This window comes from Bacillus sp. FSL W7-1085 (assembly GCF_038595035.1).
GTDB lineage: Bacteria > Bacillota > Bacilli > Bacillales > Bacillaceae > Bacillus > Bacillus altitudinis.
This window is the reverse complement of record NZ_CP152000.1, coordinates 2,057,567-2,070,438: the sequence shown is the minus strand read 5'-3', so window position 1 is coordinate 2,070,438 and position 12,872 is coordinate 2,057,567. Positions and strand designations below refer to the sequence as shown.

Annotated in this window: 16 protein-coding genes; 15 read left to right on the top strand and 1 reads right to left on the bottom strand. The window is 41.4% G+C overall.

Annotated elements, in window-relative coordinates; genetic code table 11:
* Window positions 1-87 precede the first annotated feature (87 nt).
* The 8 genes from MKY11_RS10530 to ypjB all read left to right on the top strand — a co-directional run bounded on the left by MKY11_RS10530 (window position 88) and on the right by ypjB (window position 6,187).
* Window positions 88-1,359, top strand: coding sequence for a tetratricopeptide repeat protein (locus MKY11_RS10530; protein WP_342501397.1), 1,272 nt, complete (start codon window positions 88-90; stop codon window positions 1,357-1,359).
* A 75-nt stretch (window positions 1,360-1,434) separates the two neighbouring features.
* A complete protein-coding gene (locus tag MKY11_RS10525; RefSeq protein ID WP_008344562.1) occupies window positions 1,435-1,974 on the top strand; it encodes a ReoY family proteolytic degradation factor in 540 nt (179 codons plus the stop codon).
* 61 nt (window positions 1,975-2,035) lie between these two features.
* A complete protein-coding gene (locus MKY11_RS10520) occupies window positions 2,036-2,482 on the top strand; it encodes a YpiF family protein (protein WP_024718515.1) in 447 nt (148 codons plus the stop codon).
* A 144-nt stretch (window positions 2,483-2,626) separates the two neighbouring features.
* Complete coding sequence (locus tag MKY11_RS10515; protein ID WP_007500911.1) at window positions 2,627-3,133, top strand: ubiquinol-cytochrome c reductase iron-sulfur subunit; 507 nt, start codon at window positions 2,627-2,629, stop codon at window positions 3,131-3,133.
* 2 nt (window positions 3,134-3,135) lie between these two features.
* Window positions 3,136-3,810, top strand: a complete 675-nt coding sequence (qcrB, locus tag MKY11_RS10510; RefSeq protein WP_003215804.1) for a menaquinol-cytochrome c reductase cytochrome b subunit — start codon at window positions 3,136-3,138, stop codon at window positions 3,808-3,810.
* A gap of 41 nt (window positions 3,811-3,851) precedes the next feature.
* Window positions 3,852-4,619 (top strand): menaquinol-cytochrome c reductase cytochrome b/c subunit, encoded by a 768-nt coding sequence (locus MKY11_RS10505; protein WP_008344567.1) that lies wholly within the window; start codon window positions 3,852-3,854, stop codon window positions 4,617-4,619.
* A 102-nt stretch (window positions 4,620-4,721) separates the two neighbouring features.
* Entirely contained in the window at window positions 4,722-5,315 is a 594-nt protein-coding gene (locus MKY11_RS10500) for a DUF1405 domain-containing protein (RefSeq protein ID WP_007500909.1), read from the top strand.
* Between the two features lie 65 nt (window positions 5,316-5,380).
* Window positions 5,381-6,187, top strand: a complete 807-nt coding sequence (gene ypjB, locus MKY11_RS10495) for a sporulation protein YpjB (RefSeq protein ID WP_008344572.1) — start codon at window positions 5,381-5,383, stop codon at window positions 6,185-6,187.
* A gap of 31 nt (window positions 6,188-6,218) precedes the next feature.
* Here the strand turns inward: ypjB and MKY11_RS10490 are convergent, their stop codons facing one another.
* Window positions 6,219-7,091 (bottom strand): YitT family protein, encoded by an 873-nt coding sequence (locus MKY11_RS10490; protein WP_003215598.1) that lies wholly within the window; start codon window positions 7,089-7,091, stop codon window positions 6,219-6,221.
* A 137-nt stretch (window positions 7,092-7,228) separates the two neighbouring features.
* On the opposite strand from MKY11_RS10490, the gene MKY11_RS10485 reads away from it, so the two are divergent.
* From MKY11_RS10485 to MKY11_RS10455, 7 genes are read left to right on the top strand one after another with little or no spacing between them, the layout of a single operon-like run.
* On the top strand, window positions 7,229-7,564 hold the full coding sequence (locus tag MKY11_RS10485) for a nucleotide pyrophosphohydrolase (RefSeq protein ID WP_039165700.1): 336 nt from the start codon (window positions 7,229-7,231) through the stop codon (window positions 7,562-7,564).
* Window positions 7,565-7,569: 5 nt separating this feature from the next.
* Entirely contained in the window at window positions 7,570-8,373 is an 804-nt protein-coding gene (dapB, locus tag MKY11_RS10480; protein ID WP_017359745.1) for a 4-hydroxy-tetrahydrodipicolinate reductase, read from the top strand.
* Window positions 8,374-8,390: 17 nt separating this feature from the next.
* Entirely contained in the window at window positions 8,391-8,810 is a 420-nt protein-coding gene (gene mgsA / locus MKY11_RS10475; RefSeq protein ID WP_035702930.1) for a methylglyoxal synthase, read from the top strand.
* Window positions 8,797-9,501 carry a bacillithiol biosynthesis deacetylase BshB1 gene (gene bshB1, locus MKY11_RS10470; protein ID WP_024718519.1) on the top strand — a complete coding sequence of 235 codons (705 nt, stop codon included), beginning with the start codon at window positions 8,797-8,799 and terminating at the stop codon, window positions 9,499-9,501. The genes mgsA and bshB1 overlap by 14 nt, the downstream gene beginning before the upstream one ends.
* 2 nt (window positions 9,502-9,503) lie before the next feature.
* Window positions 9,504-10,649, top strand: a complete 1,146-nt coding sequence (gene bshA, locus MKY11_RS10465) for an N-acetyl-alpha-D-glucosaminyl L-malate synthase BshA (protein ID WP_203143396.1) — start codon at window positions 9,504-9,506, stop codon at window positions 10,647-10,649.
* Window positions 10,642-11,844: a CCA tRNA nucleotidyltransferase gene (locus tag MKY11_RS10460; RefSeq protein ID WP_135009192.1), complete on the top strand. Its 1,203-nt coding sequence runs from the start codon at window positions 10,642-10,644 to the stop codon at window positions 11,842-11,844. The genes bshA and MKY11_RS10460 overlap by 8 nt, the downstream gene beginning before the upstream one ends.
* Window positions 11,817-12,800, top strand: coding sequence for a biotin--[acetyl-CoA-carboxylase] ligase (locus MKY11_RS10455; protein WP_100325372.1), 984 nt, complete (start codon window positions 11,817-11,819; stop codon window positions 12,798-12,800). Before MKY11_RS10460 ends, MKY11_RS10455 begins: the two co-directional genes overlap by 28 nt.
* The last annotated feature ends 72 nt before the right edge of the window (window positions 12,801-12,872 follow it).

The following is a 12,872-nucleotide window of genomic DNA, read 5'->3' as shown; positions in this document are numbered from 1 at the left end:
CAACATATTTGCTGGATATGCAGCTGTCGATTATGATATGAAGTAACAACAGTTTAGGTTTTTGGAAACAGAAAGGAACGGTTTGATTTGAATAGTTCATTACAAGAAGCCATAAAATTAGTTGAGGCGGGTGAGACTGAAAAGGGACTCCAAACACTTGCTCAAGCAGAGAAGCATCTTCATGATGAAGAAAAAGTGCAGGCAGCTCAGTTATATTATGACTGGGGAGATATTGATAAAGCACGGAATCTCATTAGTGATTTACATGATTTATATCCAGAAGAAACAGGATTAACCTGTTTTTATGCAGAGCTGTTAATAGACTCTGATGAAGAAGAGAAGGCAATAGCAGTTCTTGAAACGATTCCTGAAGATGACGATGCGTATCCAGAGAGTTTATTGTTAATGGCAGATTTGTATCAAATGCAAGGACTATTTGAAGTTAGTGAACAAAAGCTTTTAAAAGCGAAAGAGTTACTACCTCATGAAGCCGTCATTGATTTTGCTTTAGGGGAATTGTATTTTTCTCAAGGTCTTTCAAAGAAAGCGTCCGACTATTTCTACAAAGTGGCCGATCAACAAAATGAAATTGGTGGTGTCAATGTATATCAGCGGCTCGCTGAATCATTAAGCACAGCTGGAGAATTTGAAGATGCCCTTGAATGGTATGAAAAGGCTGTAAAGGATCAAGTGGATCCAAATACACTTTTTGGCTACGGATTTACAGCGATGAGGGCTGGCAGAACGAAAACGGCTATTCAGCAGCTCTCTGAACTAAAAGATATTGATCCTTCGTATTCGTCACTTTATATGCCTTTAGCCAAAAGCTATGAGGAAGAAGGACTATATCATGAAGCTTTAGAGATAGTAAAAGAAGGAATTAAAGTGGATGAGTATAACAAAGAGTTATATTTATATGGGGCAAAGATTGATTTAAAAAATGGCCATTCGGAAGATGCGAAAAAATTGCTTCAAGAAGCACTTGCTCTTGATCCAGGATATATTGAAGCGGTTCAAACGCTGCTTGCGATCTATTTAAATGAAGAGCTGTTTGATGAAATTCTGGATGTGATTAAAGAGGTTAAAAGCTTTGGGGAAGAAGATCCAAAATGGAATTGGTATGCTGCTTCTGCTTCTGTCGGACGAGAAGAATACGATGAAGCCGCTGAGTATTTCAAACTTGCTCTGCCTGATTTTGATGAGGAACGTGACTTTTTATATGAATATGCTTCGTTCCTTTTAGAAGAAGGTAGACAAAAAGAAGCCTTGCCGTTATTACGAAAAGTTCTTCAGAAAGATGGCACGAATGAAGAAATTGAAGAAACGATTTTAAGAATTGAAGACGAAATTTCCTTATAGTTTGCAGGAATGAAGAACTGGTTTGTTGAATAATTCATGTATAGAAATTTAATTTACGATAGAGGAGGGAATAACATGCAGACCCCTGTTTCTGTCAATGAAAAGAAGGAATTTATCCGGTGGTTCTTAAACCATTATCAGTTAAAGCGAAGAGAGTGTGTTTGGATATTAAATTATTTAATGAGTCACGACTCTTTGATGGAAAAGGTTCATTTTGTAGAGCAAGCAGAATTTTGCCCAAGGGGAATTATTATGTCAACACACTGTGTGGATGAAGTTCCCTTTAGATTTTATAAAGAAAATATCATGACGACAGATGCAGAAAAATCATTTCATGATATTCGTTTGAATAAACAGCAAGATTTGTTTATTCAATTGAATTTCCGTTCTGCATATCGTTCGCCGGAATATGCCGCTGTACTTGAAACAAATCCTCATATTCCTAAAGATCTTTATGAAAATGAAAAAGATAAAGATCTTGCTGAGAAAGTGCTAGAGCATTCTATCGCTACTTTCCAAAAAGAACGGCTGATGAAAGAAATCGATGAAGCGCTTGACCGTCATGATCAAGAAACATTTAATAAGTTAGCAAAAGAATTAAGCCTATTATCATAAACCAAGCCAATAAGCCTTGCCCTATACAGGCAGGGCTTATGTGATGAAAGAGGGGAACTAGATGAAGTTTCAGGCGGAGGACGCGGATCTCTTTTTACAATCTAAAGATTACATTGATACCGCTATCATTCCATTAGTTGGGATAAATGCAAGCCATATCAAACAAACCGTGTCTTTAGGTGAGTTTACAATGCTTGTGGCAGAGGATCTTGAAAGGCAACTGAAAGGCAGAGTGTTTCTTTTTCCTCCATATACATATTTAGAAGTAAATAATCGTAAGCAAGAAGACATACTTGCACTAAAACAATCATTGCAAGAACATTTTCAGCATGTTGTGTTTATCACATCTGATAACAAATGGAAAGAACAGCTAGAAGTGAGCGAATCGGCATTTATATTGCAGTCTGTTCCGCTTGAGCATTTAAAGGTCAATTTAAAGCAAAAAGTCATTCAAGACAGTGTAGAACAAATTTTGAACTTTTTGTTACAAAAATGGAACCCGTCATAAAAACCCTTACATTTGCATTGTACATAGCTTTTTAGGCTGTTGACCTTGTGAATAGATTGATATATTATGAGGGTGTCCTAGTTTTATGAAATTTTTTCTAATTCAGTTATAAAGTAGCTGACGACCTGAGGGGGGGAGAAAAAAATGAGCGAGAAGAGACATGGAGTGTCCAGGCGTCAATTTTTGAATTACACGTTGACCGGCGTGGGGGGATTTATGGCCGCTGGAATGCTCATGCCTATGGTTCGCTTTGCGCTTGACCCTGTGCTAAAAGGAACAGAGGATCAGGATATGGTTCAAGTTGTCAGTGTAGATGAACTGACAAAAGAACCGAAGCGATTTGACTTTAAAATTGATCAAGTAGATGCATGGTATGAGTCAAAGGAATCTAGGTCTGCATGGGTGTACAAAGAAGGGGATGAAATTGTCGCTTTATCGCCAATCTGTAAACATTTAGGATGTACAGTGAACTGGAACAGTGATCCGAAAAATCCAAACAAATTTTTCTGCCCATGCCATTATGGGCTGTACGACAAGGATGGTACAAACGTACCCGGAACTCCGCCGCTTGCTCCGCTTGACCATTATAAGCAGCAAGTGAAGGACGGATACCTCTATCTTGGAAAAGCTGTGCCGAAAGGGGAAGGGTAACGATGCTTAACAAGATTTACGATTGGGTAGATGAGCGGCTGGACATCACACCGATATGGAGAGACATTGCGGATCATGAAGTGCCTGAGCACGTCAATCCAGCACATCATTTCTCTGCTTTTGTGTATTGTTTTGGCGGTTTAACTTTTTTTGTGACGGTCATTCAAGTCCTTTCGGGCATGTTTTTAACGATGTATTATGTACCGGATATTAAAAACGCATGGGAATCTGTCTATTATTTGCAAAATGAAGTGGCATTTGGACAGATTGTAAGAGGGATGCACCACTGGGGTGCGAGTCTAGTCATTGTTATGATGTTTTTACATACGCTGAGGGTCTTTTTCCAAGGGGCGTATAAAAAGCCTAGAGAGCTAAACTGGATTGTCGGTGTGCTCATTTTCTTTGTGATGCTTGGACTTGGTTTTACAGGATATCTTTTACCGTGGGATATGAAGGCGCTATTTGCGACGAAGGTTGGTCTTCAAATTGCAGAGGCGACACCTTTCATTGGGAAAGAGATTAAAACGCTGCTTGCAGGTCATCCTGACATTGTAGGTGCACAAACGCTGACGAGATTTTTCGCTATCCATGTCTTTTTCTTGCCAGCTGCATTATTTGGGCTGATGGCTGCCCACTTTATTATGATTCGTAAGCAAGGAATTTCTGGACCGCTGTAAAATTTTGCGTTTGATGAATGTTCAATGAGGAGGGGATGACTTTGCATAGGGGAAAAGGGATGAAGTTTGTCGGAGATTCCAGAATACCGGCAGAAAGAAAACCTAACATACCTAAAGACTATTCCGAATATCCGGGAAAAACCGAAGCCTTTTGGCCGAACTTTCTTTTAAAGGAATGGCTTGTAGGTGCTGTTTTTTTAATTGGATTTCTTGTCCTAACTGTTGTTCATGCACCTCCGCTTGAGCGGATGGCTGATCCGACAGATACGGGCTATATTCCGCTGCCAGACTGGTATTTCTTATTTTTATACCAGTTGTTAAAATATGAGTTTGCTGCAGGGAGCTATACAGTGGTTGGCGCAATGATTATGCCTGGAATTGCGTTTGGTGCTCTTTTACTCGCACCATTTCTTGATTCTGGTCCTGAACGCAGGCCATATCGAAGACCAATTGCAGTTGGAATGATGATTCTTGCAGTTGGTGCAGCAACCTATTTAACATGGGAGTCTGTTGCTACTCATGACTGGGAAGCAGCAGCGAAGCAAGGTGAAATCAAGAAAGAAGCAGAGATTGATACCTCAGCTGAAGAGTATAAAATCTATCAAGAGCAGACATGTATCTCCTGTCACGGAGATAATATGCAAGGCGGGGCAGCTGGACCGTCACTTGTTGATAATGGTTTAGCACCAGAGGAAATAGCGAAAATCGCTGTAGAAGGAAAAGGCAACATGCCTAAGGGCATTTTTAAAGGCAGCGATGAAGAACTTGAAAAGCTCTCGAAATATTTATCTGAGGTAAAATCTAAATAATTCAGTTGTTTAAATGCAAGTACAAGGATATACTCAAAAGGAGAAAAAAGCTGGCGCTGTCAGCTTTTTTCTGATTTTAACAGATCGTGAGTGAAGAGAAATATGAGATGGATTCAATATCTGCTAGCCACACGCTACATGCTTGTGCTCGTGCTCATTGTCAACTTTCTTGGCACTGCGTACGGCTATTACTGGTATATTCCGCAGCTCGTAGAGACGCCGGCTGTCTTTTTACCTTTTGTACCGGACAGTCCGACGGCAAGCTTTTTCTTTTTATTTGTATTACTAGCCTTTCTAATGAAACGCCATGCTCCTTATTTTGAAGCACTGGCCCTTGTCACCTTGATCAAATATGGATTATGGGCTGTAGGGATGAATCTTTTCGTGCTCGTTTCTGTTGATGATTTTCCGTGGGAAGGATATATGCTAATTGGTTCGCACTTTGCGATGGCGGTACAGGCTGTGTTATTTGCGCCGTATTATCGTTTTCACATGCGTCATTTGGTTGTAGCAGGTATATGGATTTTACATAATGATGTGATTGATTATGTATTTGGAATGATGCCGCGTTATTCTATGCTTTCTGCCTATTCAAATGAGATCGGCTACGTGACGTTTTGGTTAAGTATTGCCGTTCTTCTTGTTTCGTATTATCTTGTCCTCTCGAAAAAATCGGTCAAGCTTGAACTCCCTTAACAATGTTGGTCTAACCTTGTCCTTTTCTTCATACGCTGTATGGAGAAAGGCTAGGAGGGACTTGCATGAAACGAAAGTCAATCGCGATGATTCTATTATTATTTCTCGTCTTGCATCCAGCTGCTGCAAAAGGTGAGGAAACAACAGCTGCTAAAGCGCTGCAAGAATTAACGGAACTATCAGATTCAATCTTTCAATTAACGAGACAAGCTAAATATGATGAGGCATTACAAGTCGCATTGTATGCTGAAAAGACATTTAAAGCTGAGAATTGGCGTGGAACTCTGACGAATACGCAGGTTCGGCAAATTACACTTGGCTATCAAGATATCATTAAAGGACTCCCGCAGGAAGACTTAAATGAGCGCGAAAAACTTCGGTATGCCTCTCAGTTTAGAATGCTTCTTGATGCGATACAATCAAATTCGGAACCTCTTTGGGGTTCGCTCGAGAAGCCGATTATGGGGTCTTTTCCGACATTAAAGAAAGAAGTAAAAGATCCAGAATCGACGACGTTCTATGAAACTTGGAATGAGCTGGTTTCATTGTATGATATGATTTATCCGAGTTTAACCATTGATATCTCGCCTGAAAAGCTGCAAACGATTAAGCAGCACATGGAAGTAATTGAACAAGGTGAATTTTTAAAAGCATCGAGTGGGACAAAGCTTGAGCGTCTCACGAAACTTGAAGAAGATTTATCAAGTGTGTTTGCGAACGTTGATCAAGATGAAGCGGATCCATCGCTTTTATGGGTCATCTTAACAACAGGAAGTATGATTTTACTCACTTTAACGTATGTTGGGTTTAGGAAATACCGTGCTGAAAAAGAAAAAAAGCAAAAGCGACAAGCCGATTATCCAAAGTCATAAAAAAAGAAGCACCGTTATCGGGCTTCTTTTTTTAGTGGGGATTGAGCGGCTTTTTATGTTCATCTAATGTGAAGCCTTCACCAAGTACGTCATGCACGTCACTCACTGATACAAAGGCATGAGGATCGACGGAAGTTACGACGCTCTTGAGGTGGACAAGCTCATTTTTTGGAACGACGCAGTAAAGGACGTTGCGTTCCTGTTTCGTATAGGAGCCGACACCCTTTAAAATGGTCACTCCGCGCTCCATTTCCTCTGTGATTTTCTTTTGAATGATGTCATCCTTTTCAGAAATAATCATCGCTCCTTTGGCAGCGTAAGCGCCTTCTTGCATGAAGTCGATGACTTTTGCAGCAACAAATACGGCAACAAGTGTATACATGGCTTCTTTGTAATTTAAATAGGTGAGAGAGATGGTAATGACGCATGCGTCGAAGATAAACATCGTTCTTCCCATTGCGACTTGATAATGTTTGTTGATCAGTCTTGCAATAATGTCCACGCCGCCTGTTGTCCCGCCGAATTTAAAGATGATTCCGAGGCCTGTTCCGATAAACACACCTGCAAAGAGTGCGGCTAAGGCTAAATCGTGCTGAAGAGGCATATGTATTTGAAAGCGCTGGAAGATGGCTAGAAAGACAGAAAGACTGACGGTTCCGACAATTGTATATGTAAACATGGTTCTGCCAAGCATTTTCCAGCCGATAAAAAAGATCGGAATGTTTAACACAAGGTTTGAAATAGATGGGTCAATGTGAAATAGAAAATATAAAAGCAGTGTGATACCTGTAAATCCGCCTTCCGCCAAGTTGTTCTGCATATTAAAATGAACAAGGCCGAAAGAAAAAATCGCAGATCCTATTAAAATAAATACGATATTTTTAAGACGAATTTCTTTTAGCAAAAGATCACTCCTTTTTTTGCTTAGACAGCGATAATATTATATGGTATGGAAGAGAAACAAGCAAACTGAGTTTTAAACATTTGTCAAATATTTATGATTTCGCTAACATGTAAGAGATGGATAGGAGGATGAGCTTCATGACGAATGAAAAAACGCTGCGTCACGTGCAGCAAGAAGTCGATGATTACATAGGACAATTTAAAGAAGGCTATTTCAGCCCGCTTGCCATGATGGCCCGTCTGACAGAAGAATTAGGTGAGCTGGCAAGAGAGGTCAACCATTACTATGGAGAAAAGCCGAAAAAAACATCAGAAACAGAAAAAAGCATGGAAGAAGAAATTGGCGATGTGCTGTTTGTGTTAACATGCCTTGCCAATTCACTCAATATATCACTTGAAGAAGCCCATGATCGTGTGATGCATAAATTCAATACAAGAGACAAAGACCGCTGGACGAAAAAAGAAGGGAAGTAGAGAAGATGACGAATCAAACCATCAAAGTAGTAATCGCTGGAGCAAGAGGAAGAATGGGGATAGAGGCTGTCAAGCTGGCAGAAGAAACAAGCCACTTCGAACTAGTAGCAGCACTTGATCACACACATGAGGGGAAAAAGCTATCAGATGTGCTTCATACAACATCTGATGCGCCCATTTATACAGATATTGACGTGTGTCTTTCAGAAACAGCACCGGATGTATTAATTGATTTGACGACCCCAGAAATCGGGAAAGTACATACAAAAAAAGCCCTTGAACATGGCGTACGTCCAGTCGTAGGCACAACAGGTTTTTCAGAAGACGACCTAAAAGAACTTCAGCAATTAACAGAAGAAAAAGGGATAGGCTGTATTATTGCGCCTAACTTTGCTGTTGGTGCTGTTTTAATGATGAAGTTTGCCAAAATGGCAGCAAATTATTTTCCTGATGTTGAAATCATTGAGCTTCATCATGATAAAAAATTGGACGCTCCGAGCGGTACAGGACTAAAAACGGCTGAAATGATTGCTGAAGTAAGAGAAAGCAAAAAGCAGGGGCACCCTGAAGAAAAAGAACTAATCGAAGGTGCTCGAGGAGCAGATTATGATGGCATCCGTCTTCACAGCGTAAGGCTTCCAGGCATGATTGCTCATCAAGAAGTGCTGTTTGGAATGGACGGACAGACGCTCACGATCCGTCATGATTCTTATAACCGTGCATCCTTTATGTCAGGTGTGAAGCTTTCTGTTGAACAGGTGATGCATATTGATCAACTCGTCTATGGTTTAGAAAATATTATCGACTAATAAGGAGTGGATCCCTGATGAACATTGCTTTAATCGCTCACGATAAGAAAAAAAGTGACATGATTCAATTCGCCATTGCGTATCGAGATCTTTTGGCAGATCATACACTTTATGCAACAGGAACCACAGGTTTAAGAGTGAAAGAAGCGACTGGGCTGCCCATTCATCGTTTCCAATCAGGACCACTTGGAGGAGATCAGCAGATCGGTGCTATGATAGCTGATAATGCAATGGATCTTGTGCTCTTTTTTAGAGACCCTCTCACTGCACAGCCGCATGAACCGGATGTATCTGCACTCATCCGGCTTTGCGATGTGTATGCCATCCCATTAGCAACCAATATGGGGACCGCCGAAATTTTAGTCAGGAATTTAAATAAAGGTACGTTTGATTTTCGAGATGTAGCAAAAAACGGAGGAACGCATGAAACCACTTGATATCCTTGCATTCGGTGCCCATAGCGATGATGTAGAGATCGGTATGGGTGGAACGATTGCAAAATACGTAAAAAAAGGGGCACGTGTTGGGATTTGTGACTTGACTCAGGCTGAATTATCTTCAAATGGAACGGTTGAAAGCCGAAAAGAAGAGGCCAGAGCAGCCGCTGCCATTTTAGGCGTCACGACTCGAATCCAGCTCACGCTGCCAGATAGAGGACTTTATCTGAATGACGAAGCGATGAAAGAAATTGCAGGTGTCATCCGAACATACAAACCGAGACTTATTTTTGCCCCGCACCACCAAGATCGGCATCCTGATCATGGTCATGCGGGTTCACTTGTAGAAGAGGCCGCTTTTTCTGCAGGTATACATAAATTTGAAGATTCATACAAGCAGCCAGCGCATAAAATAAGCCAGATGTATTATTACATGATTAATGGCCACCATCGTCCAGATTTTGTGATCGATATTTCAGACGAGATGAAGCAAAAAATTGATAGCTTACATGCGTATAAAAGCCAATTTGTCAAAACAGAGAGTTCAGTGGAGACACCGCTTGTAAATGGTTATATCGATTTTGTCAAAATGAGAGAGTCGATGTATGGAAGGGAAGTCAATAAACCTTTTGCAGAAGGGTTTCTGACAAAGAAGCCACTTTTGATGGACGATGACTTACTTGGGGGGTAATTATGAAAAAATTGAAGATCGGAATCACTTGTTATCCGAGTGTTGGCGGTTCGGGCATTATTGCCACAGAGCTTGGAAAACGTTTAGCTGAAAAAGGGCACGATGTTCATTTCATTACCTCAAGTATTCCGTTTAGACTCAATAAAGTGTATCCGAATATTTATTTTCATGAGGTGGATGTCAATCAATATGCTGTATTTCAATATCCGCCTTATGACCTTGCACTGGCAAGTAAACTCGCAGAAGTCGCAAAACGAGAGAAGCTTGATATTATTCATGCGCATTATGCGGTCCCTCACGCTGTCTGTGCGTTCTTAGCCAAACAAATGACTGGACAGTCTGTCAAAGTCGTCACCACCCTTCACGGGACGGATATTACGGTTTTAGGCTATGACCCATCTTTAAAGGAAGTCATCCGGTTTGCGATCGAATCATCTGACCGCGTAACAGCTGTATCACATTCATTGGCTGCGCAGACATACGATCTGATTAAACCGAATAAAAAAATTGATACGATCCATAATTTCGTCGATGAGCGCGTATATTTGCGTGAAGATCACGAAGTGCTGAAGACGCATTATGGTCTTCTGCAGGATGAGAAGGTCGTCATCCATGTATCAAATTTCCGAAAAGTGAAGCGGGTGCATGACGTAATCCATGTGTTTAAACAGATTTCTGAACAGGTGAATGCAAAACTGCTACTGATTGGGGACGGACCTGAAAAATCGGTTGTTTGCGAGCTTGTGAAAAAGCTTGGATTAACGGACCGCGTGTTATTTTTAGGAAAGCAAGAGAAGGTGGAGGAGCTCTATTCGATTAGTGATTTGAAGCTGCTGCTTTCTGAGAAAGAGAGTTTTGGTCTTGTACTACTTGAAGCAATGGCATGCGGAGTACCTTGTATAGGAACAGACGTTGGAGGAATTCCAGAGGTGATTGCACATGGAGAGACAGGATTCCTTGTTCCGCTTGGTGATGTAGATGGAGCAGCAAAACATGCCATCTCTATTCTGAAAGACAATGTGCTCCATAAGCAAATATCGATGGCAGCCAAGTCTAGTGTTGAAGCCAATTTCTCTTCTGACAAAATTGTGAGAGAGTATGAAGAGCTTTACTTAGAATTGATCGAAGGTGATGTTGAAAATGAATGAACCATTCACACATGCGATCCCTATTTTACATACACTGCATGAACATGGGTATCAAGCTTATTTTGTCGGCGGTGCGGTGAGAGATGTCCTTTTAGGCAGGGAAATTGGGGATATCGATATTGCGACAGATGCCACACCTGATGTGGTGGAGTCTTTATTTGATAAAACAGTAGATGTCGGCAAAGAGCATGGCACTGTTATTGTGTTACTTGACGGGGTCAGCTATGAAGTCACTACGTTTCGGACTGAATCAGAATATGAAGACTTTCGACGGCCTAAAGAAGTGGCGTTTATTTCATCACTAAAAGAAGATCTTTTAAGAAGAGATTTAACGATCAATGCAGTGGCCATGGATATTCATGGTGACATCATTGACCATGTGGGCGGCAAGCGGGATATGAAGCGGAGACGAATTCAAACGGTTGGAGATCCTGCATGCCGCTTTCAAGAAGATGCGCTTCGGATGATGAGAGCGGTGCGGTTTTTAAGCCAGCTCGGGTTTGAGCTTTCTAAAGAGACGGAAGAAGCAATGAAAAAAGATAAACATCTGCTTGCTAATATATCTATTGAACGCAAAAAAATCGAAATGGAAAAACTTTTAAAAGGACGCTACTGTGAGCAAGCCATCAAGGTGCTCATCTCCACCAAATTGTATGAAGAATTGCCCGGCCTCAAAAAGGATCAGCTGAATGAAACGTTCCAAGCTTTCCCGTATTATTTATTGGATGGGTTAGATGAGGTGTGGGGAGCCTTTATCCATTTACTTGGTCTAGATGAGGCGGAGGCGGTGTCCTTTTTAAAAGAATGGAAGTTATCAACGAAACTTTTAAAAGAAGCCGTTGCCATTAGCAAATATGTTGATTGTGACTGGGATGCGGAAAAAATGTTTGAAGCTGGTGAACATGTCCTGCTTTCTAGTATGAAAATCACGCAACTCAAACATGAGCGCCGCATTTTCTTTGATGAGCTGGAGGCGGCGAAACGTTCATATGATGCGTTGCCGATTAAACAGCTTCAAGACCTTGCAGTGTCAGGAAAAGATTTGATGGCCTTTCGGCAAAAGCCAGCTGGTAAATGGATTGCAGAAGAGCTTGCTTCTGTAAAAAAAGCCGTTTTGCAAAACCAGCTTGAAAACCGAAAAGAAGCCATAGAGGAGTGGCTCATAGCGTGCGATCAGCGATTAGAAAACGATTAATTGAACTATTTACAGCATCTGAGCAAGATTTTGTCTCAAGCCAGCAAATATGTGATGAGCTTGGCTGCTCCCGAACGGCAGTATGGAAGCATATAGAGGATTTGCGAAAAGAGGGATATGAGGTCGAAGCGGTCAGAAGAAAAGGATACCGGCTGCTTCGTAAACCGGACAAAATTAGTGAAGACGAAATTCTGTTTGGTTTGGAAACAGAGCTGTTTGGCAGGCATATTTACTTTCAAGAAGAAGTCGCCTCAACTCAGCTCATTGCCCATGACCTCGTCAATAAAGGAGCCCCACACGGCTCGCTTGTTGTCAGTGATCATCAGACAAACGGAAAAGGCCGCCTTCAAAGAACGTGGCATTCACCAAATGGGACAGGCATTTGGATGAGTTTGATTCTCCGGCCGGAAATACCGCTGCACAAAGCGCCGCAAATGACGCTTTTAGCATCTGTCGCCATCGCTGAAGCCATAGCGCAGCAAACGGGTCTCAGTCCATCAATCAAATGGCCAAACGATATTTTGCTAAACGGAAAAAAGGTCGTTGGTATTTTGACTGAATTAAAAGCAGAAGCTGACCAAGTTCACGCAGTCATTATTGGTCCAGGCATTAACGTGAATCAGACGGCAAATGATTTTCCTGAAGAATTAAAGGATGTTGCGACGAGTTTGCAAATGGAGCTGGGTGAAAAGATAGACAGAGCGGCATTGATTCAAACCATCATGTTCACCTTTGAAAAAAGGTATGATGAATATATGACTTATGGTTTTGCTCCGATCAAACAATTATGGGAATCGTATGCGATGACCATTGGAAAGCGTATCATCGCACGCACCGTCAATGGACAATATGCTGGAACGGCGCTTGGGATTAATGATGAAGGCGTTCTTTTACTCGAAACGGAAGGCGGAATCCAAAACATCTACTCCGCTGACATTGAGATCAAGTCAACTTAAGTGGAACACCCGGCACATTTTTGATATACTTCGTGTGGACAGTATCTGAAAAAGAACTGTACCTGTTAGGAA